Genomic DNA, 25,008 nt, shown 5'->3' with positions numbered 1-25,008 from the left:
GACCTTGCCGGTAACAAAAAGCCCGCTGAACCGGTAACGGTCAGCGGGCTTTTTTGTGCGTGTCTAACGGCGGGTGCGTTCGACAGGCGGCAGTTCAACCGTACGCTCGGCGGCGGCCAGCGCTGCTTTCAAGCCAGCCTGGTCCAGCGGGACGCAATAGGCAGGCTTGCCGCGTTCCAGCCGCCAGCTGTCATCCAGGCTGCCGGCATCCACGGCGTCGAAACCCAATTCGTCGAGTAGCGTGATGACGCGTGCCTTCGCTGCGGCGTCATCCGCTGCCACCGGCAACGCCCGGCGGTCGGGGGCACCGTGGGGGCGGGCGTCCTGCGTCAGGTCGGGAGCGAAGATCGCGTTGAACACTTTCACCACATGTGAATGGGGCAGATGCTCGGCGAGCAACCGGCTGGTGGTGGATTCGAAGCGATCCAGTACCGGGATATGGCCGTCGCGGTTCGGGTAGTAATTATTCGCATCCATCACAGTCTTGCCCTCCAGCCATTGCGCCGGGACGCTGCGGTAATGCTCCAGGGGGATCGCCACGAGCACCACATCGCCGAATTTGGCGGCGTCGTCGGCACTGCCCACCTGCACGCCGAGTATGCCGCTCACTACGCTGCTCATGGTGTGGGGACCACGGGAGTTACTCAACATCACTTCGTGCCCGGCCGCCAGCGCCAGTTGGGCCACGGCGCGCCCGATAAAGCCTGCTCCAATAACACCAATCTTCATGGTCTTGCTCCAATGAATGGGGGAGCGGTTATGATGATTGGCAACCAATCGGCGATAAATCGTCGTTTTAGTGTGGATGTTGTTACTGGGAGTAGGGAGTGATGGATCGCCTGTCGAGCATGAATGCCTTTGTGATAGCTGCTGAGTTGGGCTCGTACACGCGGGCTGCCGAGCGCTTGGGCATGTCGCCGCAGATGGTGGCCAAACATGTCACCGCGCTGGAGCAGCGCCTGGGCGCTCGCTTGCTTAACCGCACCACACGAAGGCAAAGCCTGACGGAGCTGGGGAGCGCGTACTACGAGCGTTGCAAACATATCCTGGTAGAAGCCGAGGCTGCCGATTCACTGGCGCAGATCATGAACGACACGCCGCGCGGCAAGCTGAAAATCACCGCGCCCGTCACCTTCGGATCCTACAGCCTGATGCCGTTGATTACCGGGTTCCTGCGCGACAACCCGGATGTGGAAATCGACCTGCACTTGACCGACCGTTTCGTGGACCTGGTGGAGGAGGGCTATGAAGCCGCTTTTCGTATCGGCCCCCTGGCGACCACCGGCCTGACAGCCAGGCCACTGGCACCTTACCGCCTGGTGGTCTGCGCGTCGCCGGAGTACCTGGCGGCACGCGGTACCCCGCAGGCCCCGGCGGACCTTGAACATCACGAATGTCTCGGCTACGCCTTCTGGTCGCGGCCGGCGGATCGCGAGTGGGTGTTCTACCAGGCTTCGACGCCTTATAAGGTGCAGGTTGCCAGTCGCTTGCAGATCAATGAAAGCAGGGCCTTGATGTCCGCCGCGCTGGATGGTTTTGGCATCGTGCTCGGTCCGGAAGACTTCTTGCGCCGGGCATTGGCCGGGGGCGAATTGGTGAGAGTGCTGCCGAACTTTGAAGCGCCGAGCCGGCCGATGCACCTTGTCTACACGGCGAACCGCCAGCGTACGGCCAAGTTGAGACGCTTTGTCGAAGCGGTGTTGGGACGCTTCGGTCACCCTTGATGCGTGCTGCTTCAGCAATCCGACAGACACAACCTGTTAAAAAAGTACCCAGGCCTGAGCAGGAGCACGGCTGAAACACGGGGGCATTTTTACCGGTGCAGGTGTTGGGCGATAACGCCCGAGGGGGTTGTATGTTGTTACGTTACGCGGCATTAGCGGCCGTTGTGGTCGCGGCGTCCGGGTGTGTGCAGGAGCGAGTGGTGCATGAGCGCCGGCCTGTACAGCGTGAATATGTCGAGGTGGTCGCGCCACAACCGCCGCCGACCCAGATCATCGAAGTCGAGCCTGCCGTACGTGAAGGTTACATATGGTCACGTGGTTACTGGCGCTGGGAAGGCGGGCGCTACGTTGCCGTACACGGCCATTGGGAGCCGGTGCGAGAAGGCTATCGTTATGTGCATCCGCATTGGGTGCAGCGCAATGATGGCTATCACTGGCAGGTGGGGGGCTGGGTTCGTTGAACCCCGACTAGGAGGGCTTTTTTGTACCCAGGAGCCGTACTTCCCGCAGCAGCGCGGCACCGAGTTGATCGGTGCCCAGTTCCTTGTATCCCACGGCCTTGACCTCTCCGTTCTCTTCGGCCTGGATGATGATCACCGGTGTCTCTTTGCCGCTGGCTTCGTCGATGTGAAAAGCATATTGGGGAATATCCACCTTGATCGGCGTACCTGCGGCCTTGCCTTGCACATTGATCAGGAACGCTGCGCAGCCGGCGTCCACATCCACACTAGTGGCAGAACGCCCGCTGACGAAGCAGCTCTTTGGCAGGTCGGGCCAGATGATCTCGGCCAGGGCGAGGGACGGCGTCAGGGCCAGGGCAGCAAGAAGAAGCGTGCGCACGTGGGGCGTTCTCTCGTTCAGGGATTAGCGACTTTTACCAAAGCCTGCCCCTTGCCGCAATGTTGCCGCTCAGCCCAGACGCTTCATACCCGCTGCCTTGGCCGCACCGAGGTCAAAGGTAGCGGTGTATTCGCACCCGGCCGCGTGGGCGCAGCGCTCTATCAGGCAATCGGCAAAATCGGCGTTGTTGGCCGTGAACCGTCGAAGCGCCTGCCAGATGACCTCGGCATGTTCGACGGTCAATTCACGGGTGCGCAGCAGTGTTTCCAGAACGACGACAATGTCATTTTTGGCACATTGGTAGCAGCTCTGTAATACCCATACCAACTCCACCACGGACACCAGGCTGACAAACCCTGGCGAAAGCGTGGTGAGGGATTCGATCAATTCGCAGGCCTTGGGGGATTGAACGGGATCATCCTGGGTGACGTAGCGCACCAGTACATTGGTATCCAGTCCGATCATCCAGCCTTCGCTCCCTGTGCTGCGATGGCGCGGTTCATGTCGTCAATGGACACGACCCTTGCAGGCTTCCGGACCAGCCCCTTGAGGTCATGGACAGTCTTGCTCGCTGCAATGATGGAAAACTTGCCATCTTCCGTTTCGACGAACTCGACGCGGTCGCCTGTTTCCAGGCCAAGTGCGGTCCTGACTTGGACGGGGATGGTGATTTGCCCTTTTGAGGTAAGTGTGGCGGTCGCCATGGTAAAGATCTCCAACATGATGCTCCTTACCTTAGGGTAAGGAGTGGTGGAGGACAATATCCGTTGGTCCATAGGTCGCTCTTCAGGTGGAGGATGAGTCGGGGTCATGAAAACCTAGTCCGAACTCAGCCCTCCCGCACGCTTACTCATGCCGCAAAGAGATACAAACTATGACCGACCGCCATTAAAGCCTGGCGGCTGTAAGCAAATTACCTGGCGAGCTCACTGCACTACGCGATAACACGGCACATACGCCGCGCCACCCGGCAACTTCATGCGATGCTGGGCAACGAACGCCTGCAACAGCTCATCCAGTGGCTTCATGATGGCCGGGTCGCCGTGGATCTCGTATGGGCCATGTTCTTCGATCAGGCGAATGCCCTTGTCCTTCACGTTACCCGCCACGATTCCCGAAAACGCACGGCGCAGGTTGGCTGCCAGTTCATGGGGCGGCAGTGCGTGGCTCAGTTGCAGGCTGGCCATGTTTTCGTGGGTCGGGTCGAACGGGCGCTGGAAGCCTTCGTCGATCTTCAGCAGCCAGTTGAAGTGAAACGCGTCGTTGCGCTCACGGCGGAACTGCTTCACCGCCTTGAGGCCGACAGTCATCTGGCGGGCCACTTCGGCCGGGTCGTCGATGATGATCTGGTAGTGCGCCTGCGCGGCTTCGCCGAGGGTGGCGCCGACGAAGGCATGCAACTGTTGCAGGTACGGCGCGGCTTGTTTCGGCCCGGTGAGAATGACCGGGAAGGGCACGTCGCGGTTGTCCGGGTGCATCAGGATGCCCAGCAGGTACAGGAACTCTTCGGCCGTACCGGCGCCGCCGGGGAAGATGATGATGCCGTGGCCCACGCGCACGAAGGCTTCAAGGCGTTTTTCGATGTCCGGCAGGATCACCAGTTCGTTGACGATCGGGTTCGGCGCTTCGGCGGCGATGATGCCCGGCTCGGTCAGGCCCAGGTAGCGCCCGCCGGTAATGCGTTGTTTGGCGTGGGAAATGGTCGCGCCCTTCATCGGGCCTTTCATCACGCCCGGGCCGCAACCGGTGCACACGTCGAGGCTGCGCAGGCCGAGTTCGTGGCCGACTTTCTTGGTGTATTTGTACTCTTCGGTGTTGATCGAGTGCCCGCCCCAGCACACCACGATCTTCGGTTCCACGCCCGGACGCAGGGTGCGGGCATTGCGCAGCAGGTGGAATACGTAGTCGGTGATGCCCTGGGAGTTGCTCAGGTCGATGCGCTGGCTGTCCAGCTCGTTCTCGGTGTAGACGATGTCCCGCAGGGCGCTGAACAGCATTTCGCGGGTGCTGGCGATCATTTCGCCATCGACGAAAGCATCGGCGGGGGCGTTCAACAGCTCCAGGCGTACGCCACGGTCCTGCTGGTGGATGCGCACTTCAAAGTTCTTGTAGGCGTCGAGGATGGTCTTGGCGTTATCGATATGGGCGCCGGTGTTGAGGATCGCCAGGGCGCACTGGCGAAACAGGGTGTAGATGCTGCCGGTACCGGCTTCGCTCAGTTGCTGGACTTCACGTTGGGACAGGGTTTCGAGGCTGCCCTTGGGGCTGACGGAGGCATTGATGACTTGGCGTTGGGGCATTCTGATTCCTTGAAAACGCAGCCACCGCACCTGTCGAGGTGCGATGACGTGAGAATGGTGGGCGCAGGTTAGGGCGCACGAGCCGGATATTTACCTCAGGCGCAGGGCCGAGCGCAAATACCGTCCAACACCATCATGCCGCAGAACTTACTCAATCAGCTTCCAGTTTTTGTAGAAAACCCGACGCAGGGTAAAGACCAGCCCGGCAAAACCCGCGATGACGGCGTTAAGCACCGACGGCAGCGGCGTTGGCCGTACGATGTCGATAAACAGGCAGTAGCGCTTGGCGTCGTTCTTGTTGAAGGACGCATGCATCAGCGTGTCATCAAAGATAAACAGCGGGTCGTCGTGCCAGTAGTGCTTGTGCTTGCCGACCTGGATGTACACGCCATCGTGATGGGGCGCCGGTGCCATGTTGTAGAGCACGCGGAACATCATGCGCAGGGGGCCGAAGTGAAAGGACGTCGAGCGGTTCTCGTTGAACACCGACACGCCGATGGTTTTCACGAACGGCAGTTTTTTGCGCAGTTCAGGAATATCCAGGGTGGTTTCGATCGGTCGCCCGTACCACTGGAAAAACAACATGCCGCGCTTCTTCTCGGCCATGCGTTCATCCAGGTAGCCGATGATTTCATCCTTGTGGGCCATGGCGTCATCGAGCACCTGTTGCAGGTCTGTGCGCCAGGCCGGTGGCAGGTCGCCCATCGTGTAGACGTGACGGTTACGCGCGCTCAGCAGGTCGAAGAGGGTGTTGAACGGTGCCAGCAGCCAGGTATTGCGGCCACTGCCGATAAAGTATTTCTTGACGGTCGGCTTGTCATACAGGCCGTTACGCAGGAAGTCGTAAACGCCGCACACCAGTACCAGGCAGAGGAACACCAGCGTGGTTTCGGGGAACACATCGATAATCAGCAACACGCCGAGTACCCAGGCGACCGATACCGCTTTCTTACGCAAAGCAGACTTGTTCATGCAACTCAGCTCCAGAAGGACGCCATTCGACAGGTCCGGATCCGTGGCCGCGAGTGGTGGGGTTTTGAAATATAATGAAACATCTTCGTCATGATAAGGCGTCCAGCAGCGGATTGGCGTTTTAAATAGTGCAAAATTGTGAAGGCTCGACACAGTCTTTAAACCTGGTGGGCTCGTGTGGATTGGATTTTGTAAACAGAAGATTTGCGACTATCGTGACGCTTCGGTTTTTCGGACGTCATAGACCGGTACGATTGAAGTTGAATGGCCACCATTGGCCTTCGGCACCTTGGAAGAGGCAGAAATTTTATGATCATCAAACCGCGGGTTCGTGGCTTTATCTGTGTGACCGCTCACCCTGTTGGCTGTGAAGCGAACGTCAAGGAACAGATCGACTACGTAACTGAGCACGGCGCCATCAAAGACGGCCCGAAGAAGGTGCTGGTCCTTGGCGCTTCCACCGGCTACGGCCTGGCCGCGCGCATCAGTGCAGCGTTTGGCTGCGGCGCCGACACCCTGGGCGTGTTTTTTGAGAAAGAAGGCGAAGAAGGCAAGCTGAGCTCCGCCGGCTGGTACAACAGCGCTGCGTTCGAGAAGTTTGCCGTTGAAAAAGGCCTGTACGCCAAGAGCATCAACGGCGACGCGTTTTCCGACGAGATCAAGCGCCTGACCATCGAAACCATCAAGAAAGACCTGGGCAAGATCGACCTGGTCGTCTACAGCCTGGCCGCGCCACGGCGTACTGATCCAAAAACCGGTGAAGTCTACAACTCCACCCTCAAGCCAATCGGCAAGGCTGTGACCCTGCGCGGTATCAATACCGACAAAGGCGTTGTGGTCGACACTACCCTCGAGCCTGCAACCCAGGAAGAAATCGACGGCACCGTCAATGTCATGGGCGGCGCCGACTGGCAGCTGTGGATCGACGCCCTGCGTGATGCCGACGTACTGGCCGAAGGCGCCAAGACTACCGCGTTCACCTACCTCGGTGAGAAGCTGACCCAGGACATCTACTGGAATGGCTCCATCGGCGAAGCCAAGAAAGACCTGGACAAGAAAGTCCTGACCCTGCGCGACAACCTCGCTGCACTGAAGGGCGACGCCCGCGTATCGGTTCTCAAGGCGGTGGTCACCCAGGCCAGCTCCGCGATCCCGATCATGCCGCTGTACTTGTCGTTGCTGTTCAAAGTGATGAAAGAGCAGGGCACCCACGAAGGCTGCATCGAGCAGGTCTACGGCCTGTTCAAGGACAGCCTGTACGGCAGCGAACCGAAGCTTGACGCCGACGGCCGCCTGCGCGCCGACCTGGCCGAACTGGAACCGAAGGTCCAGGACGCCGTGGCGGCACTGTGGAACCAGGTCACCGACGAGAACGTCGACGAGATCAGTGATTTCGCCGGCTACAAGGCTGAGTTCCTGCGCTTGTTCGGCTTTGAAATCGATGGTGTGGACTACGAGGCTGACGTGAACCCGACCGTGAAGATCAAGGGTCTGGTCCAAGCCTAAACGCGGTTAAAAATGTGGGAGGAGGCGTGTCCCCCTCCCATATTTGTTTTTTTGGTTTTTCAGATCCGTCTTACGCTCCGGCGCGCACCTCCCTCCTTGTAAATCTGCCAGACTCCCTCAGCTCTCAAACCATGCTAACGGAGGATCTGATGACGATTCGTGCAGTCGTTTTTGATTTCGGCGGTGTTCTCTTCGATTGGAACCCGCAGCACCTCTATCGCAAACTGATTGCCGACGATCAAGAGCGGCAATGGTTCCTCGATAACATCTGTACCCAGGCCTGGAACACCGAGCAGGATGCGGGGCGGCCGCTGGCCGAAGCCACACAGATCCTGATCGATCAATACCCCGAGCATGAACCCTTGATCACGGCCTATTACGGCCGCTGGCACGAAATGCTGCGTGGCCCGTTGCCCGAAGGCGTGGCGATTCTCAACGCGCTGCATCAGGCCAACATGCCACTGTTCGGGCTCACAAACTGGTCGGCCGAGACCTTTCCCTATGCGCTCGCCAATTACCCCTTCCTTCGGAAATTTCGCAACATCGTGGTGTCTGGCGAGTTGAAGCTGATCAAGCCCGACGCGGCGATCTACCACGCGAGCCTCAGCCAGGTACGGGTGTACCTGCCGGATATCCAGCCGGGGGAGGTGGTGTTTATCGATGATGTCGCCGGCAATATCGAAGCGGCCGTCGCCCTCGGCTGGCAAGGCATTCACCACGTGTCTGCCGAGCAGACGGCGGCGCGATTGCGCGAGTTGGGCGTGGGCTTCTAGCGCGCCCACTTTTCCATGGCGAAATCCACAAAGGCGCGCAGCTTCGGCAAGCGATAACGGTCCTGGCCGTACAGCAAATGCATGGGCCGGCTGGGCAGTTGATAGGTGGTCAGCAAGGCCACCAGCTTGCCGGTTTGCAGGTCGGGCTGCACCAGGGCATCCGGTAGCATGACGATCCCCATGCCTTGCACGGCGGCCTGGCGCAAGGCCTGGGAGCTATTGATGGTCAGCGAGCCGGACACCGGGATTTCCACTTCGCCTTCTGCGCCGGTCATGCGCCACAGCTTGTCGGCGTTGCGCCAGTCATCGGTGGAAGGGTAGGCGAATGCCAGGCAGTCGTGCTGTTGCAGGTCCTCGGGTGTCTGGGGTGTACCACGTCGGGCCAGATAGTCCGGTGAGGCGCACAGGGTGATGGTGTAGTCCTGCATTGGTCGGGCGATCAGGCTTGAGGGTTCCAGCTCGCCCAGGCGGATAGCCACGTCAAAGCCGCTGTCGACCATGTCCATGCGCTGGTTGCTGAGCACCACGTACAGCTTGATCAGCGGGTAGCGTTGGGAAAACTCGCTCAAGGCCGGCGCCAGGCGTTCAGTGCCGAACGCCGGTGGCGCGGTGATGCGCAGGGTACCTTTGGGGATGTCGCCGTGGGCCTGTTCGGCCCATTGCTCGGAGTCTGCCACCAGCCCGAGTACTTCCAGGCAACGCTGGTAATACTGGCCGCCGAACTCCGTGAGGCTCTGTTTGCGGGTGGTGCGCTTGAGCAGGCTGACGCCCAGGCGTTGTTCGAGGGCGCGCAGGTGGTTGCCGACCATGGTGGTCGACATCCCGCAGGCGTGGGCGGCGGCGGTCATGCTGCCGCTCTCCACCACTTTCACGTACACCGACATCGCTTGGAACAGGTCCATTATCAAGTCCTGGTTTAAAGTCATTGCAGGAGGGCGCAGTTTATCCAGCTGGGATGGCTAACGATACTGTTGCTATCTCAACGATGCACTGGAGTCCGCCACCATGACCGCCGCCTGCCTGATGACCACCTATCAACCCCTGGCCCTGAGCTTCACCCGTGGCCTCGGCACGCGCCTGTGGGACCAGCAGGGGCGCGAATACCTGGACGCAGTGGCGGGTGTGGCGGTGACTAACGTCGGGCATTCCCACCCGAAACTGGTGACGGCCATCAGCGAGCAGGCCGGCCTGTTGTTGCACACCTCCAACCTCTACAGCATCGACTGGCAACAACGTCTGGCCCAGCGCCTGACGCGGCTGTCCGGCCTGGACCGTGCCTTCTTCAATAATTCCGGCGCCGAAGCCAACGAGACGGCGCTGAAACTGGCGCGGTTGCATGGCTGGAAAAAAGGCATCGAAGAGCCCTTGGTGGTGGTGATGGAGAATGCCTTTCATGGTCGTACGCTGGGTACCATGGCGGCCAGCGATGGCCCCTCGGTGCGCTTGGGTTTCCAACGTTTGCCGGGGGATTTTCTCAAGGTCAGGTTTGGTGATCTGGTGGCGATCGAGGCAATCACCCAGACGTTTGGCACACGGATCGCGGCGGTCTTGCTGGAGCCCATCCAGGGCGAAAGTGGTGTACTGCCAGCGCCGCCGGGTTACCTGCAAGCCCTGCGTGACCACTGCACACGGCACGGCTGGCTGATGATGCTCGACGAAATCCAGACCGGCATCGGCCGCACCGGCGCCTGGTTTGCCTTCCAGCATGAAGGCATTGTCCCTGATGTGATGACCCTGGCCAAAGGCCTCGGCAATGGCGTGCCCATCGGTGCCTGCCTGGCCAGGGCAGCGGTAGCCGCGCTTTTCACGCCGGGCAGTCATGGCAGCACCTTTGGCGGCAACCCGCTGGCGTGCCGGGTGGGCTGCACGGTGTTGGACATTATCGAAGAGCAAGGCTTGTTGCAGAACGCTGCACAACAGGGCGAGCGCTTGCTGGCGCGGTTACGCATGGAATTGGAAGAGCATCCGCAGGTGCTGGCGATTCGGGGGCAGGGCCTGATGATCGGTGTTGAGCTGGCCAGCCCCTATCGCGACCTGGCCCAGCGTGCTGCCCAAGAGCATGGGCTGCTGATCAACGTGACGCGGGGCAAGGTCATTCGCCTGCTGCCGCCGTTGACCCTGGATGCCAAGGAGGTGGAGATGATCGTGCGGGCCCTCAGTCGGCTATTGAACTAGGTCCTTTCCGTTGAGCCACTCCTGGTTCATCGTCTCGGTATCCCCCAGGTACTCCAGCAACCACGCCATGGCCGGGGACAGTTTGCTCTGTGCCCAGGCCACGCACGATGGGCTGGCCGGGAAGGGGCGCGTCAGTTGCAGCGCCACCAATTCACCGCGTTCGATCCACGGCAATACCTGATGCGCCGGTGCCATGCCGACGCACAGGCCATCGCGCAGGCAATCGATGGCGGAGGCCCAGTTCGGGACTACCAACCGGCGTTGGTTATCCAGAGTCCAGGTGTCGCGCTTGGGCAGGTTGCGCGAGGTGTCGGTCATGCACAGCGAGGCGAAGGGGCGCAGTTGGTCGTCATTGAGCAACCCTTCCATGGCCGCCAACGGGTGCCGGGCGCTGACCACGCACAGCCAATTCAATAAGCCCATATCGCGAAAGGTGAAGTGACTGGCCACTGGCACGGCGCTGGTGGCACCGATGACAATATCGGTGCGCTCATCCGCCAGGGCATCCCACACACCGTTGTACACCTCGTATTCCAGCAGCAATTCCACCTCGGGAAACTGTCGATAGAAATCCAGCACCAACTGTCGGCAGCGCTGGGGTTTGACGATGGAATCCACGGCCACCTTCAACTGGCCACTCCAGCCATTGGCCACCTGCTGGCACAGGCGCCGTGTGCCGAGCATTTTTTTCATTACCCCGCGGGCCTCGTCGATAAACAGACGGCCGGCGGGTGTCAGCTCCACATCACGATGCCGGCGCACAAACAACGGCACCGCCAGCCACTCTTCAAGTTGACGTACGGTATAACTGATGGCTGACGGCACGCGGTGCAATTCCTGGGCGGCGGCGCTGAAGCTGCCATGGCGCGCTACCGCATCGACGACATCCAGGGAGTATTCGGACCACATGAGGGTTGCCTTCAAAATTATTGATAACAGCCGCCAATTATTATCGCTTCACAGCAAAACTGTCAGCTTCATAATGGGCGGCAGTCAGCAAATAGTTTGATGGCAGGATTAACAAGGTTTCAATGAAAAATTCTTTTGGTTTCACCTGGTATCTGGCGGGGCTGAGCATGCTCGGTTACCTCGCAATGGACATGTATTTGCCGGCGTTCGGCGCCATGGGCGAGCAGTTGCAGATTGGTGCGGGCGCGGTGGGCGCCAGCCTGAGTATTTTTCTCGCGGGCTTTGCCGTGGGGCAGTTGCTGTGGGGGCCGTTGTCCGACCGCCTGGGGCGCAAGCCGATTCTGCTCGCAGGCTTGAGCCTGTTTGTGGTGGGTTGCGCGGGGATGTTTTGGGTCGAGACCGCGCCGCAGTTGCTGGCCTTGCGCTTTATGCAGGCGATTGGCGTGTGTTCTGCGGCCGTGAGCTGGCAGGCGCTGGTGATCGACCGCTACCCGGCCAACAAGGCCCACCGCGTGTTCGCCAGCATCATGCCGTTGATGTCGTTGTCACCGGCCCTGGCGCCGCTGCTGGGCGCGATGGTGCTGAACCACTTCGGTTGGCAAGCCATCTTTGGCGTATTGCTGGGGGTGTCGTTGCTGTTGTTGCTGCCGACGTTGTTCCTGCGCTCCGTGTCGAAACCTCAGACGCGGGAAGACGAACCTTCGCGCCTTGGCTATTGGCAGTTGCTCACCTCCCGGGTGTTTACCGGCAATGTGATGATCTTCGCCGCCTGCTCGGCCAGTTTCTTCGCCTGGCTGACCGCTTCACCCTTCATCCTCGGCGACATGGGCTATAGCCCGAATGACATCGGCCTGAGCTACGTGCTGCCGACATTGGCGTTTCTGGTGGGTGGCTACAGTTGCCGTAGCGCTTTGCAGCGTTTCCAGGGCAAGACGCTGTTGCCGTGGTTGCTGCTGGCCTATTGCATCAGCATGGTGGCGCTGTACCTGGTCGCCACCTTGACCGTGCCGACGCTCACCACCTTGCTGATTCCGTTCTGCCTGATGGCGCTGGTCAACGGCGCCAGCTACCCGATCGTGGTGGCGAATGCGCTGATGCCGTTTGCAGAACATTCCGGCAAGGCGGCGGCACTGCAAAACACCCTGCAATTGGGCCTGTGCTTTCTCAGCAGCCTGTTGGTGTCCTCGATGATCGAGCAACCGTTGCTGATCACGGCGATCGTGATGCTGGCGACCGCGCCCTTGGCCGTCTTGGGCTATTGGCTGGCGCGGCCGAAAGCAGACAAGTCGGAACTGGCCGCCGCCTAGAACGTCACTTCCATGTTCACCGTCGGCGTTGACGTACGGCTGCCCCTGCCGCCGTCCACGCCGAACTTGTTGTGCCAGTACTCGTAACCCACCCCGAGGTACAGGTTCGGCTTCACGCTCTTGCCCGGTCGCACCGCGACCATCAGCGCGCTGCGCATCAGGGTTTCCGGTGCCGTGTCACGGCCATGGTAGTCCGCGCCTTTTTCCCCGACGTAGTTCACAAAGCCCTGGAATTTCGCCGCATGGTTGGCGATCTCGAAAGGGCGCATCCACGTCAGGTTGAGCATGTAGGTGTCGTCAAACGTGTGGTTCGACTCCCGTGCACCGGGGATGCCGGTGTGGTTGCGCTCCTTGTAGTACAGAAGGCTCAGGTCCAGCACGCCCACGGTGTTGAACTTCAATGTCGGGCCGAGCACCAGTGCGCGTTTTTTCGCCGACGCGACGTTGTTGTTGCGGTTCGCATCAAAGCCCAGGGTCAGCGCGTAATCCTTGATCAGCCCGGTGCCCAGTGGCACATCCAGCACCCGTGACGCATACAACTGATGCCGGTACACCGCGTACACCTCGCTGCCACCGTGGTCGGTGCCCTTGCGCGGGTCGCGGCTGTCGGACAGGAACACGTCCAGGTTCAGGAAGTTGCTGCCATACCGGTAGCCGCTGGCGTGGGTAACGCTGTAGATGCGCTTGCTGAATTCGTCGGGGTTATTCGGATTGGTGAATTGCTGGCCGTAGCGAAAACCTACGCTGTTGTTCATCCATTCCACCGCGACGGCCTCCCCGCCGCCGAGGAGGGTGAGTGCAACGGTGGCTCCCTGTAATGCCTTTTTCATGGTTTCTGTGTCCTTTGGCGTTCTGGCTCATCACGGCCAGATTGTTTTTGTAACGCCGATGGAGGGTATCTTGTTCGATTGATTGTATACAACTCTATGGACATCCAGTCTAAACATTGCATACAGTGTCACCACAACAAAAACAGAGAACCCCTCACCATGACTATCCCGAAGGCGTCACCGCAGCGGCCGGAAGATGAGAATCTAGGCGTCGCCGCCAACATGGCTTACGGCCTGCAGCATGTGCTCACCATGTACGGCGGCATCGTCGCAGTACCGTTGATCGTGGGCCAGGCGGCCGGGTTGTCACCGGCGGATATCGGCCTGTTGATCGCCGCGTCGCTGTTTGCCGGTGGCCTTGCCACCCTGTTGCAAACCCTTGGCCTGCCGTTCTTTGGCTGTCAGTTGCCGCTGGTGCAGGGCGTGTCGTTTGCCGGTGTGGCAACCATGGTGGCGATTGTCGGCAGCGATGGCGCCGGCGGGGTACCGGCGATTCTCGGCGCGGTGATGGCCGCGTCGTTTATCGGGCTGTTGATCACCCCGGTGTTCTCGCGGATCACCCAGTTTTTCCCGCCGTTGGTGACCGGTATTGTGATCACCACAATCGGCCTGACCCTGATGCCCGTGGCGGCGCGCTGGGCCATGGGCGGTAACAGCCGCGCGGCGGATTTCGGCAGCATGCCCAATATCGGCCTGGCGGCGTTGACCCTGGTGTTGGTGCTGCTATTGAGCAAGATCGGCTGCGCGACCATCTCGCGCCTGTCGATCCTGCTGGCGATGGTGATCGGCACGGTGATCGCGGTGTTCCTCGGCATGGCGGATTTTTCCGGGGTCAGCCAGGGGCCCATGTTCGGTTTCCCTGCGCCGTTCCATTTCGGTATGCCGACCTTTCACATCGCGGCGATCATTTCCATGTGCATCGTGGTGATGGTGACACTGGTGGAAACCTCGGCCGACATCCTGGCGGTGGGGGAAATCATCGATACCAAGGTCGACTCCAAGCGCCTGGGTAACGGCCTGCGCGCCGATATGCTGTCGAGCATGTTCGCGCCGATCTTCGGTTCGTTCACCCAGAGTGCCTTCGCCCAGAACGTTGGCCTGGTGGCGGTGACCGGAGTGAAGAGTCGTTTTGTGGTGGCAACCGGCGGCTTGTTCCTGGTAATCCTCGGATTGCTGCCATTTATGGGGCGGGTGATCGCGGCGGTGCCGACCTCGGTACTGGGCGGTGCCGGGATTGTGCTGTTCGGTACCGTGGCGGCCAGTGGTATTCGCACCTTGTCCAAGGTGGATTACCGCAACAACATGAACCTGATCATCGTCGCCACGTCCATCGGGTTTGGCATGATCCCGATTGCCGCACCGAGTTTCTACGACCAGTTCCCCAGCTGGTTCGCGACCATTTTCCATTCGGGTATCAGTTCGTCGGCGATCATGGCGATCCTGCTGAACCTGGCGTTCAACCATTTCACCGTAGGCAATTCGGACCAGCAGTCGGTGTTTGTAGCGGGGACTGAGCGCAGTTTGTGTTTCCACGACGTAGCGGCGTTGCGTGATGGGGACTATTTCAGGGGGGGCAAGTTATTTGATGCCGAGGGCAAGGAAATTCCATTGGTGGCGCAGGAGCCAAGGAAAGCCGCACACGCTGAAACCACAGAGGTCTGAAAATGTGGGAGATTGCTCCCGATAGCGGTGGGTCAGTCACAAATACAGTGGCTGACACTCTGCTATCGGGAGCAAGTCGAATCGTCGCACCGCCCCTCCCACATTTGGAACTCAACCAGCCTTGCGGACTGTGTGCGGAACAGAGCACGCCTCATCCAGAAACTTCACCACGGTGCCCATGCACGCCTGGCGTTCTTCCACGTGGGGCATGTGGCTGGAGTCTTCGAACAGCGCCCAGCGCACATCCGCGATCTCATCCAGGAATGGCTTGACCACCAGTGGCGTGGCCTCGTCATGCCGGCCGGAAATCACCAGGGTCGGCACCTTGATCGCCGACAGGCGGCCAATGGATTTCCAGTCCTTCAGGCTGCCGATCACGTGGAACTCGGTCGGGCCGCTCATGGCGTGATACACCGTGGGGTCCGAGTCGACCTGGGCGAAGGTGCGCGCCACTTCTTCCGGCCATGGGTTCACCCGGCACACATGCTGGTCATAGAACACCCGCGAGGCGGCGAGGTATTCCGGGTCGAGGTAGGTGCCGGCGGCTTCATGCTTGAGCAGGGTTTCATGCACGCCTTGGGGCAGCAGCTTGCGCAGGCGGTTGGCTTCGCTGACCCAGGTGCGCATGCAGGTCGGTGAATTGGCCGGGATAAACGCACGCAGGCCCTTGGGTTGCAGGATTGCGTGCTCGCTGCCGAGCATGCCGCCCCAGGACTGACCAAGGATCGCGTAGTTATCGCTGATCTGCAGGTGGTCCAGCAGGTTGTCCAGTTCTTTAAGGAACAAATCGACGGTCCAGAAGGACGGGTCTTTCTCAGGCAAGTGCGTGGAGCGGCCGTTGCCCAGTTGGTCGTAGTGGATGACCGCATGACCGCTGGCCGCGACGTCCTTGAACGCGTCGACATAATCATGGGTACAGCCCGGGCCACCGTGGATGACCACCAGCGGCGTGCGGCCGCTGGCCAGGTCGCCAGTGACGCGGTACCAGGTCTGGTAGTCGCCAAACGCGGCATACCCTTCGCGGATTTTTTCGATGAAGTCCATTTCCTGCCCTGCCCTGAAAAAATGATCAGGGACACGATAGTCTGCGGGCGAGATTTAGGTAACTAGCAAAACAGCTAGGTTTTGCCGGGGGATCAGTCTTCCAGCAGGCGGTAATGGGTGGCGCGGACCACCGCCTGCACACGGTTCTTGGCGCCCAGTTTGTGCATCGCCGAGGCCAGGTGCAGGGTGACGACGGCAAGTGAGCGGCTCAGTTGCGTGGCGATTTCGGCGGCGGTCAGGCCGTCGGCGGCCCATTTGAGGCATTCGCGTTCACGTTTGGTCAGGTGAATGTGCGGGTAGGTGCGCAGCTCCTTGCCGAACAGCGGGTAGGCCGCTTCCTGCAACGCGTGGGAAATCAGGCTGAAGTCCGACAAGGTCTGCTGCGCGTCCTGCAGCACGGCAGGCGTTTTGCCAGTGCGCAAGCCGGTCAGTGACGCGAAGCCGCCACGGGGCAGATGCATCGGCACGCTGACGCCGCAGGTCAGTTGCTGGTCGTGCAGGTAGGACGAAACGGGGGCGTGGCAGGGGTCGATGATGGTTTGCAGGGCCGTGTCAGCCTGGGCTTCGTAGGACCACACGAACGGCGATACCGTGCGCAGAGCCAGGTGTTGCACCGGGTCGATCTGGTAGAAACCCTTGCTGCACCACAGCGCATGCCAATCGGTCGGCGTGTTGCGCAGCTCCAGCACCGAGGGGGTGATCAATGCACCATCCTGGTCGATCGGCACCGGGGTGTAGTCGTATACCAGTGCATCGAAGCCCAATTGCTGGGCGAGGATAAAAGTGTTGTCCATCTGCTCATCCAGGCTCCTGCCCGGCATCAGACGTTGATTGAAGGCAGTTAGCTTGGCCAGCATCCGTTCTGCTCCCGAATTCATTTGAATCTCCACTTCCTGCAAGTAGAATGCCACGCCCCGGCGAAGGACTGCCAGGCCAAACCTATAAGAAATACCAGGTTATGGACGCGCGGCATCCTCGGTAGTGTTGGCCTGATAACCGGCCGCTGCCCGCCAGGCCGATACAACACAAGGAATGTATGCATGTGGCGTGAAATTGCCCCCGACCAGCAGTACAACGTGCAAGTCGATGGCCACAACCTCGTGGTCTACAGCTTCGGCGAAGGCGATGAGGTGCTCTTGTGTCTCAACGGCGGGCCGGGCCTGCCGTGTGACTACTTGCGCGACGCCCATGGCTGGCTCAAGGACCATGACCTGCGAGTGGTTGCATTCGACCAGCTTGGCACAGGCGCATCAGCCAGACCGACCGATGTTTCCCTGTGGGAAATCCGCCGTTATGTCGAAGAAGTCGAAACCGTACGCCAAGCCCTTGGCCTCGGCCGCGTGCACCTGCTCGGGCATTCCTGGGGCGGCTGGCTGGGCATCGAATACGCCATCCATTACCCCGACAGGCTGAAAAGCCTGATCCTCGAGAACACCGTCGGCGACATTCCGCATCTTTCTCAAGAACTCGAACGCCTGCGCGGCGCGCTGGGCAGTGAGACCGTGGCGATGATGCAACGCCACGAAGCCATGGGTACCCTGGATCACCCGCAGTACCAGGCCGCGATCACCTTGCTCAACTATCGCCACGTCTGCCGCCTGGACGAATGGCCCGAACCGGTCAAGCGCTCCCTCGGCGACTGGAACATGGGGCCCTACGAAACCATGCAGGGCCCCAACGAATTCCTCTACGTCGGCAACCTCAAGGACTGGAACCGCATCCCCGAGATGGCCGCTTTCAACATGCCGATCCTGATCACCACCGGCCAGCACGACGAACTCACCCCAGCCTGCGCCATGCGCATGAAGATGGCGGCCAGACACGCCGAACTGCATGTATTTCCCAACAGTAGCCATATGCCGTTCTATGAAGAGCCACAGGCTTATTTTCCGGTACTGTTGGACTTTCTCGCTCGCCACCGAGGCTGACAGATGAACCTGGCGCGCTACCGTTTTGTACTGTCCCGGCCACTGCAATTGCTGCCGGTACTGTTTGGCATCAGCCTGATCACGTTTGTGCTGGTGCGCTCGATTCCTGGCGACCCGGCGCGGGCCCTGCTGGGCTCGCGCAGCACGCCGGATGCCTTGCTGAAAGTCCGCGCCCAGTACGGCCTCGACCAGCCTTTGTGGCAGCAGTATTTCTATTTCCTGAAGAACCTGCTCAAGGGCGATCTCGGCCAATCACTGCTGTACAAAGTCGACGCCTTGAAATTGATCGTCACCCGCATCGAACCCACCCTGGTGCTGGTGCTTGGCAGTGTGGTGCTGGCACTGCTGATTGCGGTGCCGCTGGCGACGTGGGCGGCGCGCAATAAAGGCGGGTGGGCGGACAACCTGATCCGCGTGTTCACCACCGTGGGCCTGGGCATGCCGGCGTTCTGGCTGGGCCTGATGCTGATCCTGCTGCTCAGTGTGCAATGGGGCCTGTTCCCGGTGTCCGGCTACGGCCGTACCTGGCTGGACAAGGCGCACCATATGGTCTTGCCGTGCCTGACCATCGCCCTGGCGCTGTCGGCGGTGCTGGTCCGCAACCTGCGGGCGAGCATGTTGATGGAGCTGCAGGCCGACCACGTCACTGCCGCGCGGGCCCGTGGGCTGTCGGAAGCTGCGGTGTTCCGTCGCCATGTGTTGCCCAATTCCCTGGTGCCGGCGGTCAACCTGCTGGCGGTGAATATTGGCTGGCTGATCAGCGGCACCGTCGTGATCGAAAGCCTGTTCGCCATTCCCGGCATCGGCCAGTTGCTGGTGCGCGGCATTTTTACCCGCGACTACATGGTGGTGCAGGGCGTGGCGATGGTGCTGGCGTGCGCGACGGTGGTGGTCAACTTTATCGCCGACGTGGTCACGGTGGCCCTCGACCCTCGGGTGAAAATGCAATGAGCAGCCGTCCACTGATTGCCCCATGGCGCCTGCGTCTGCGGTTTGGCTTTCGCAATGGCCGCCTGACGGCCGCGTGGGGGCTGTTGATCCTGCTGGTATGGTTGGTCCTGGCGCTATGTGCGCCGTGGATCGCGCCCTATGACCCGATCGCGCAGAACACCGACATCAGCTTGCTGGGGCCGAGCCTAGCCCATCCATTCGGCACGGATAACTACGGTCGAGACATCCTTTCGAGGGTGATCTGGGGCGCGCGCGTCGATCTGCAACTGGCCATTATCGGGGTGATTTTCCCGTTCATGATCGGCACGTTTGTCGGCGCGGTTTCCGGCTATATCGGCGGGCGCTTCGACAGTTTCTGCATGCGCGTGATCGATGTGATCCTGGCGTTCCCGTTCCTGGTGTTGATGCTGGCGATCATGGCTATCCTCGGTCCGGGCCTGAAGAGTTTTTATATCGCCATGGCGCTGGTGGGCTGGGTGTCGTATGCGCGGCTGATCCGCTCACAGATCCTGGTGCTCAAGGAAAGCGACTTCGCCCTGGCGGCCAAGAGCCTGGGCTTTGGCCATGGGCGCATTCTGTTCCGACATTTGCTGCCGAATGCGATGTTTGGCTCGATTGTGTTTTCCATGTCTGACGCGGTGCTGGTACTGCTCAACGGTGCCGCCGTGAGCTACCTGGGCCTGGGCGTGCAACCGCCGACGGCGGAGTGGGGGACGATGATTGCCGAAGGGCAGGCGTTTATCACCACGGCTTGGTGGATCTGCACCTTTCCGGGGCTGGCCATCGTGACCCTGGCCATGGGCTTCAGCCTGCTGGCCGATGGTGTGGCGCAAGTGCTGGGGGATCGCTCATGAGCCTGCTGCAGGTGCAAGACCTCAGCGTGATCGCCAACAACGCCGGGCGCGATGTGACCTTGGTCGACCGCGTGTCCTTTGACCTGGCCGAAGGCGAGATCCTCGGCCTGGTGGGTGAAAGCGGCTCGGGCAAGACCATGGCCTGCCGTGGCTTGATGCGCCTGTTGCCGTCGCCCAACCTGCGCGTGCAGGGCGGTGCGGTACGCCTGGCGGGCCAGGACCTGCTGCAACTGGATGACGCCGGCATGCGGGCGGTGCGTGGCGGGCAGTTGGGCATGATCTTCCAGAACCCCAGCAGCCACCTCGACCCCTTGATGCGCATCGGCGATCAGATCGCCGAAGGCATCCGCCTGCATCAGGGCGCGTCGAAAAAAGACGCGCGCCGACAAGCCATCGAAGTGTTGCGCCAGGTGGGCATTCCCGATCCCCAGGCACGGGTCGACAACTATCCCCATGAATTTTCCGGTGGCATGCGCCAGCGCGCGATGATCGCCGTGGCCCTGGGCTGCAACCCGAAAGTGCTGATTGCCGACGAGCCGACCACGGCGTTGGACGTGACCGTGCAGGCGCAGATCCTGCGCCTGCTGCTGGACCTGCGTGACCAGCGCGGCCTGTCGCTCATCATGATCACCCACGACCTCGGCGTGGTTGCGCAAACCTGTGATTCCATCGCCGTGATGTACGCCGGGCGCCTGTGCGAGCACGGCAGCAAGTACGACGTGCTCGCCCATCCGCAACACCCCTACACAGCCGGTCTGATTGATTGCCAACCGACCCACGGCAGTGGTCCTGGGTTGCTGCGTACCATCCCCGGCCAGCCGCCCTTGCTCGATGCGTTACCCGACGGCTGCCGCTTCAACCCGCGTTGCCCGCAGGTCGGCGCGTTGTGCACCGAACGGTTGCCCGAAGGCGCGCGCGTGGCCTGTCACTACCCGTTGGGAGCACGCCCATGAGCCTGTTGCAGATCAAGAACCTCGAGGTGCGGTTCGCCGCGTCCGGCACGGGGGTGTTCGGCCTGAACAAGCAGTGGGTGAAGGCGGTGAACGGTGTGTCGCTGAACCTTGCAGCCGGTGAAACCCTGGGGTTGGTGGGAGAGTCCGGCAGCGGCAAAAGCACCCTGGGCCGCGCGATCCTGCACCTCAACCCGATCAGTGCCGGGCAGGTGCTGTTCGATGGCATCGACATGGCCCATGGCAGCGCGATCGACATCGTGCGCCTGCGCCAGGAAACGGCGATGATCTTCCAGGATCCCTACGCCGCGTTGAACCCGCGCCACACCATCGGCGAAACCATCGCCGAGGTGTTGCGGGTGCAGCGCAAAGTCCCGGCAGAGCGTATCCCGGCTCGCGTCAACGAACTGCTTGACCTGGTCGGCCTGCGCCCCGAACTGGCCAGTCGCAAACCCGGCGCCCTCAGTGGTGGCCAATGCCAGCGTGTCGGTATTGCCCGGGCGCTGGCGGTGGAGCCGCGCTTGATCATCGCCGATGAATGCGTGGCGGCCCTGGATGTATCGATCCAGGGCCAGATCATCAACCTGCTGTTGGAACTGCAACAGCGCATGAACCTGGCGATCCTGTTTATCGCCCACGATTTGGCCATCGTGCGGCGCCTGTGCGACCGCGTGGCGGTGATGTACCTGGGCAAGATCGTCGAGGAAGGGCCGGTGGAAGCGGTCTTCACCTCGCCGCGCCATCCGTATACGGCGGCGTTGATCGAGGCTATTCCGGAGATCGATCCGCACCGGCCCTTGCCGACGCAGCCGTTGCCTGGCGAGCCGCCGAGCCCGCTGAATTTGCCTACGGGCTGTGCCTTCCACCCGCGTTGCCGGTACGCCCGGACGATGTGTTCCGTGGTATTGCCGCCTACCCATTCCCTGCACGAGCATCGATACAGTTGCGTGCTTGAAGAACCGTTGACCCTACCTGCCCATCATGAACAAGGAGTTATGACATGCAATCGCGCCACTTGAAGTTGCTCGCCGCTGCTACGTTGACCGCGTGGTCCCTCACTGCCGGATTGGCGCAAGCCGCCGGCGTCCTGACCATCGGCTGCCGTGAAGACAGCACCACGTTCGACCCGATCAAAAGCGCGCAAAACCGCGATACCTGGGTATTTGCCAACGTCTACGACACCCTGGTACGCGTGGACAACCTGGGCACCAAGATGGAGCCGGGCCTGGCTGAAAGCTGGGATATTTCCAAGGACGGCCTGACCTACACCTTCAAGCTGCGCGATGCGAAGTTCTCCGACGGTTCGGCGATCACCGCCGAGGATGCAGCGTTCAGCCTGTTGCGCATCCGCGATAACAAGGCTTCGTTGTGGGCTGACCCCTTCAACCTGATCAACACAGCCAAGGCATCAGACCCGCACACCCTGGTCGTCACGCTGAAGACTCCGGCGGTGGCTTTCCTCTCGCAACTGGCCTCGCCGACGGTCTCGATCCTGTCGGAAAAAGCCATGACCAAAATGGGTGAAGACGCCTACTCGGAAAATCCGGTGACCTCCGGCGCGTTTACCGTGGACGAATGGCGCAAGGGCGACCGGGTCATCCTGAAGAAGAACCCGAACTTCTGGCAGGCCAAGAAGGTCAGCCTGGATGGCGTGGAGTGGGTCTCCGTGACCGACGACAATACGCGGATGCGCATGGTGCAGAACAACGAGCTGGACACGGCGATCTTCGTACCGTTTTCCCGGGTTGAAGAGCTGAAGAAAGACAAGAACGTGGTGATCCACTCCGACCCGTCCACCCGTGAAGATCACCTGCTGATCAACCACGCCCACGGTCTGCTGGCCAAGCAGGAGGTACGCGAGGCGCTGGACATGGCCATCGACAAGCAGTCGCTGGTGAAAACCGCGACCTACGGTCAGGGCACGGTGGCCTATTCCTACATCCCGAAAGGCTCGTTGTTCCACTACGCCAACAACCTGCAACGCCCGTATGACCCGACCGCCGCCAAGAAACTGTTGGAAAAGGCTGGCGCGAAGGACTTGAAGCTCAACTATGTGGTCAACGCCGGCAACGAAGCCGACGAGCAGATCGCGGTGATCATCAAGGACCAGTTGGCCAAGGTCGGCGTGACCGCCAACCTGCAGAAGGTCGACCCGACCCAAAGCTGGCAGATGCTGGTGGACGGTGAGTACGATATTTCGGTGATGTACTGGACCAACGACATCCTCGACCCGGACCAGAAGACCACCTTCGTGCTCGGCCACGACACCAACCAGAACTACATGACCCGCTACAAGAACGACAAGGTCAAGGACTTGGTCGCGGCGGCGCGCATCGAAGCCGACCCGGTCAAGCGTGAGCAGATGTATGTCGAGTTGCAGAAACTGGCGAAACAGGATGTGAACTGGATCGACCTGTACTACAGCCCGTACATCAACATCTCACGCAAGAATGTGAGCAACTTCCTGCAAAATCCGTTGGGGCGCTTCACCCTTGAGGAAGTGGTGAAGAACTAAATAAGTAAACCCAATGTGGGAAGAGACCTGTGGTGAGCGGGCTTGCCCCGCGCTGGGCTGCGAAGCAGCCCCACAGTTCAGCCAGCGCGATCTGACAGAGAGATTACGTTGGCAGGTTTTGGGGCCGCTTCGCAGCCCGGCGCGGGGCAAGCCCGCTCACCACAAAAGCCAACTCCCACAGCGGGTAGGGTGTCAGGGATTACTGCGCGTCAAACGCCTGCCCATTGATGCCGGTACTGTCCGGGCCCATCAGGTACAGGTACACCGGCATGATCTCTTCCGGTGCCGGCCTTTCCATCGGATTCTCCCCTGGATATGCCTGGGCCCGCATGCTGGTGCGCGTGCCGCCCGGGTTGATGCTGTTGGCGCGCACCGGTGCGACGGTGTCGAGCTCATCCGCCAGGGTCTGCATCAAGCCTTCAGTGGCGAATTTCGACACCCCATAAGCGCCCCAATATGCCCGGCCCTTGCGCCCGACGCTGCTGGAGGTGAACACCACCGACGCATCCTGGGACAGCTTGAGCAGCGGCAACAACGTGCTGGTGAGCATGAACATCGCATTGACGTTGATGTGCATCACCCGCATGAAGTTCTCGCCGGACAACTGCTCGATCGGCGTACGTGGGCCGATGATCGAGGCGTTGTGCAGCAGGCCATCGAGGTGGCCGAATTCTTTTTCGATCATCGCGGCCAGCTCATCGTATTGATGAGGCAGGGCGGTCTCCAGGTTGAACGGAATCACCACCGGTTGCGGCTGGCCGGCCGCTTCGATTTCGTCATACACCTTGGCCAGGTTGGCTTCGGTCTTGCCCAGCAACAGCACGGTGGCGCCATGGGCGGCGTAGGTTTTCGCCGCCGCCGCGCCAATCCCGCGACCGGCACCGGTTACCAGGATCACCCGGCCTTTGAGCAGTTCTGGACGTGCGGAGTAATCAAACATAAACAACCTCGACAGAATTCACAGAAAATCCAAGCACCCCTTGTAGGAGCGAGCTCGCTCGCGAAAAACGTCAACGATAACGCGGGGTATCTGGATCAACGCGGCGATCTCGGGTTCTTCGCGAGCAAGCTCGCTCCTACAGAGGGGAGCGAACCATCAGCAACTGCACAGCGCGTTATCCAGCACCTTGCGCAGTTCCAGTGGATGATCCACCACCACATCCGCGCCCCAGTGGCGTGGGTTGTCATCCGGGTGGATGTAGCCATAGGTGACCGCCGCCGTGCGGGTGCCGGCGTCGCGGCCGGACTCGATGTCGCGCAGGTCATCGCCCACGAACAGCACGCTGGCCGGGTCCAGGCCGAGCATCTTGCACGCCAGGATCATCGGCTCCGGATCCGGCTTGCTGTTTTTCACGTGGTCCGGGCAGATCAGCAGCGCCGAACGCTCGGCCAGGCCCAGTTGCTGCATGATCGGCTCGGCAAAGCGCAGTGGCTTGTTGGTGACCACGCCCCAGATCAGCTTGGATTTCTCGATGTCTTCCAGCAGTTCGGCCATGCCGTCGAACAATGTGCTGTGGACCGCACAACCCTTCAGGTAACGCTCGAGGAATTCCAGGCGCAACTCTTCAAAGCCGGGGGATTCCGGGTCCATCGAGAAGGTCACGGCCACCATCGCCCGCGCACCGCCGGAGATTTCATCGCGGATATGCTGTGGGTTGATCGGTGGCAGGTCGCGGTCGGCGCGCATCGCCTGGCAGATGGCGATAAAGTCCGGCGCAGTGTCCAGCAGGGTACCGTCCATGTCGAAGAGAACCGCTCGCAACTTCAC

General features: G+C 60.9%; 26 protein-coding genes. 13 read left to right on the top strand and 13 right to left on the bottom strand.

The window, feature by feature from the left end:
- Positions 1-63: 63 nt before the first annotated feature.
- Positions 64-777: an NADPH-dependent F420 reductase gene (locus tag BFQ01_RS29950; RefSeq protein WP_256097801.1), complete on the bottom strand. Its 714-nt coding sequence runs from the start codon at positions 775-777 to the stop codon at positions 64-66.
- A 71-nt stretch (positions 778-848) separates the two neighbouring features.
- On the opposite strand from BFQ01_RS29950, the gene BFQ01_RS29945 reads away from it, so the two are divergent.
- Together BFQ01_RS29945 and BFQ01_RS29940 are read left to right on the top strand one after the other, a co-directional pair.
- On the top strand, positions 849-1,724 hold the full coding sequence (locus BFQ01_RS29945; RefSeq protein WP_065928291.1) for a LysR family transcriptional regulator: 876 nt from the start codon (positions 849-851) through the stop codon (positions 1,722-1,724).
- 131 nt (positions 1,725-1,855) lie between these two features.
- A complete protein-coding gene (locus tag BFQ01_RS29940) occupies positions 1,856-2,185 on the top strand; it encodes a YXWGXW repeat-containing protein (protein WP_065928138.1) in 330 nt (109 codons plus the stop codon).
- 7 nt (positions 2,186-2,192) lie between these two features.
- Here the strand turns inward: BFQ01_RS29940 and BFQ01_RS29935 are convergent, their stop codons facing one another.
- From BFQ01_RS29935 to BFQ01_RS29915, 5 genes are all read right to left on the bottom strand, one after another.
- Positions 2,193-2,564 (bottom strand): hypothetical protein, encoded by a 372-nt coding sequence (locus BFQ01_RS29935; protein WP_065928137.1) that lies wholly within the window; start codon positions 2,562-2,564, stop codon positions 2,193-2,195.
- Between the two features lie 69 nt (positions 2,565-2,633).
- A complete protein-coding gene (locus BFQ01_RS29930) occupies positions 2,634-3,029 on the bottom strand; it encodes a PIN domain-containing protein (protein ID WP_053132385.1) in 396 nt (131 codons plus the stop codon).
- Complete coding sequence (locus BFQ01_RS29925; protein ID WP_074845160.1) at positions 3,026-3,283, bottom strand: AbrB/MazE/SpoVT family DNA-binding domain-containing protein; 258 nt, start codon at positions 3,281-3,283, stop codon at positions 3,026-3,028. Before BFQ01_RS29925 ends, BFQ01_RS29930 begins: the two co-directional genes overlap by 4 nt.
- Positions 3,284-3,490: 207 nt before the next feature.
- Positions 3,491-4,864 (bottom strand): nucleotide 5'-monophosphate nucleosidase PpnN, encoded by a 1,374-nt coding sequence (gene ppnN, locus BFQ01_RS29920; protein WP_065928136.1) that lies wholly within the window; start codon positions 4,862-4,864, stop codon positions 3,491-3,493.
- A gap of 147 nt (positions 4,865-5,011) precedes the next feature.
- The gene (locus tag BFQ01_RS29915) at positions 5,012-5,836 is read right to left on the bottom strand and encodes an aspartyl/asparaginyl beta-hydroxylase domain-containing protein (protein WP_027604202.1); all 825 of its coding nucleotides are present in this window, start codon (positions 5,834-5,836) and stop codon (positions 5,012-5,014) included.
- A 309-nt stretch (positions 5,837-6,145) separates the two neighbouring features.
- Here BFQ01_RS29915 and fabV point away from each other — a divergent pair, with 309 nt between their 5' ends.
- Positions 6,146-7,342, top strand: a complete 1,197-nt coding sequence (fabV, locus tag BFQ01_RS29910) for an enoyl-ACP reductase FabV (protein ID WP_065928135.1) — start codon at positions 6,146-6,148, stop codon at positions 7,340-7,342.
- A 149-nt stretch (positions 7,343-7,491) separates the two neighbouring features.
- Positions 7,492-8,115: an HAD family hydrolase gene (locus BFQ01_RS29905; protein ID WP_065928134.1), complete on the top strand. Its 624-nt coding sequence runs from the start codon at positions 7,492-7,494 to the stop codon at positions 8,113-8,115.
- On the opposite strand, the gene BFQ01_RS29900 is transcribed toward BFQ01_RS29905, so the two are convergent.
- Positions 8,112-9,017, bottom strand: coding sequence for a LysR family transcriptional regulator (locus BFQ01_RS29900; RefSeq protein WP_065928133.1), 906 nt, complete (start codon positions 9,015-9,017; stop codon positions 8,112-8,114). The genes BFQ01_RS29905 and BFQ01_RS29900 overlap by 4 nt on opposite strands.
- Before the next feature lie 103 nt (positions 9,018-9,120).
- Between BFQ01_RS29900 and BFQ01_RS29895 the strand changes: the two genes are divergently transcribed.
- A complete protein-coding gene (locus BFQ01_RS29895) occupies positions 9,121-10,290 on the top strand; it encodes an aspartate aminotransferase family protein (protein ID WP_065928132.1) in 1,170 nt (389 codons plus the stop codon).
- Here BFQ01_RS29895 and punR read toward each other — a convergent pair.
- Positions 10,279-11,199 (bottom strand): DNA-binding transcriptional activator PunR, encoded by a 921-nt coding sequence (gene punR, locus BFQ01_RS29890; protein WP_065928131.1) that lies wholly within the window; start codon positions 11,197-11,199, stop codon positions 10,279-10,281. The two genes, BFQ01_RS29895 and punR, sit on opposite strands and share 12 nt — an antisense overlap.
- Positions 11,200-11,321: 122 nt before the next feature.
- On the opposite strand from punR, the gene punC reads away from it, so the two are divergent.
- Positions 11,322-12,506, top strand: a complete 1,185-nt coding sequence (gene punC / locus BFQ01_RS29885; protein WP_065928130.1) for a purine nucleoside transporter PunC — start codon at positions 11,322-11,324, stop codon at positions 12,504-12,506.
- Here punC and BFQ01_RS29880 read toward each other — a convergent pair.
- Complete coding sequence (locus BFQ01_RS29880) at positions 12,503-13,336, bottom strand: nucleoside-binding protein (RefSeq protein WP_065928129.1); 834 nt, start codon at positions 13,334-13,336, stop codon at positions 12,503-12,505. The two genes, punC and BFQ01_RS29880, sit on opposite strands and share 4 nt — an antisense overlap.
- Before the next feature lie 159 nt (positions 13,337-13,495).
- On the opposite strand from BFQ01_RS29880, the gene BFQ01_RS29875 reads away from it, so the two are divergent.
- Entirely contained in the window at positions 13,496-14,998 is a 1,503-nt protein-coding gene (locus tag BFQ01_RS29875) for a nucleobase:cation symporter-2 family protein (protein ID WP_065928128.1), read from the top strand.
- Between the two features lie 111 nt (positions 14,999-15,109).
- On the opposite strand, the gene BFQ01_RS29870 is transcribed toward BFQ01_RS29875, so the two are convergent.
- Both BFQ01_RS29870 and BFQ01_RS29865 read right to left on the bottom strand, forming a co-directional pair.
- The gene (locus BFQ01_RS29870) at positions 15,110-16,042 is read right to left on the bottom strand and encodes a proline iminopeptidase-family hydrolase (protein ID WP_065928127.1); all 933 of its coding nucleotides are present in this window, start codon (positions 16,040-16,042) and stop codon (positions 15,110-15,112) included.
- Positions 16,043-16,134: 92 nt separating this feature from the next.
- The gene (locus BFQ01_RS29865; RefSeq protein WP_065928126.1) at positions 16,135-16,899 is read right to left on the bottom strand and encodes a LuxR family transcriptional regulator; all 765 of its coding nucleotides are present in this window, start codon (positions 16,897-16,899) and stop codon (positions 16,135-16,137) included.
- A gap of 183 nt (positions 16,900-17,082) precedes the next feature.
- Here BFQ01_RS29865 and BFQ01_RS29860 point away from each other — a divergent pair, with 183 nt between their 5' ends.
- Genes BFQ01_RS29860 through BFQ01_RS29835 form a run of 6 tightly spaced genes read left to right on the top strand, consistent with a single transcriptional unit; the run spans position 17,083 to position 23,240 of the window.
- Complete coding sequence (locus tag BFQ01_RS29860; protein ID WP_027604191.1) at positions 17,083-17,970, top strand: proline iminopeptidase-family hydrolase; 888 nt, start codon at positions 17,083-17,085, stop codon at positions 17,968-17,970.
- A gap of 3 nt (positions 17,971-17,973) precedes the next feature.
- Positions 17,974-18,921 carry an ABC transporter permease gene (locus BFQ01_RS29855; RefSeq protein WP_065928125.1) on the top strand — a complete coding sequence of 316 codons (948 nt, stop codon included), beginning with the start codon at positions 17,974-17,976 and terminating at the stop codon, positions 18,919-18,921.
- A complete protein-coding gene (locus tag BFQ01_RS29850; RefSeq protein ID WP_065928124.1) occupies positions 18,918-19,775 on the top strand; it encodes an ABC transporter permease in 858 nt (285 codons plus the stop codon). Before BFQ01_RS29855 ends, BFQ01_RS29850 begins: the two co-directional genes overlap by 4 nt.
- Positions 19,772-20,728 (top strand): ABC transporter ATP-binding protein, encoded by a 957-nt coding sequence (locus BFQ01_RS29845; protein ID WP_065928123.1) that lies wholly within the window; start codon positions 19,772-19,774, stop codon positions 20,726-20,728. The genes BFQ01_RS29850 and BFQ01_RS29845 overlap by 4 nt, the downstream gene beginning before the upstream one ends.
- On the top strand, positions 20,725-21,744 hold the full coding sequence (locus BFQ01_RS29840; protein ID WP_065928122.1) for an ABC transporter ATP-binding protein: 1,020 nt from the start codon (positions 20,725-20,727) through the stop codon (positions 21,742-21,744). Before BFQ01_RS29845 ends, BFQ01_RS29840 begins: the two co-directional genes overlap by 4 nt.
- Complete coding sequence (locus BFQ01_RS29835) at positions 21,726-23,240, top strand: ABC transporter substrate-binding protein (RefSeq protein WP_065928121.1); 1,515 nt, start codon at positions 21,726-21,728, stop codon at positions 23,238-23,240. Before BFQ01_RS29840 ends, BFQ01_RS29835 begins: the two co-directional genes overlap by 19 nt.
- Positions 23,241-23,439: 199 nt before the next feature.
- On the opposite strand, the gene BFQ01_RS29830 is transcribed toward BFQ01_RS29835, so the two are convergent.
- Together BFQ01_RS29830 and mupP are read right to left on the bottom strand one after the other, a co-directional pair.
- On the bottom strand, positions 23,440-24,180 hold the full coding sequence (locus BFQ01_RS29830; protein ID WP_065928120.1) for a YciK family oxidoreductase: 741 nt from the start codon (positions 24,178-24,180) through the stop codon (positions 23,440-23,442).
- A 156-nt stretch (positions 24,181-24,336) separates the two neighbouring features.
- Positions 24,337-25,008, bottom strand: coding sequence for an N-acetylmuramic acid 6-phosphate phosphatase MupP (gene mupP, locus BFQ01_RS29825; protein WP_065928119.1), 672 nt, complete (start codon positions 25,006-25,008; stop codon positions 24,337-24,339).

Source organism: Pseudomonas sp. 8 R 14, from assembly GCF_900005955.1.
GTDB classification, from domain to species: Bacteria; Pseudomonadota; Gammaproteobacteria; order Pseudomonadales; family Pseudomonadaceae; genus Aquipseudomonas; species Aquipseudomonas marginalis.
This window is presented reverse-complemented; position numbering and strand designations above follow the sequence as displayed.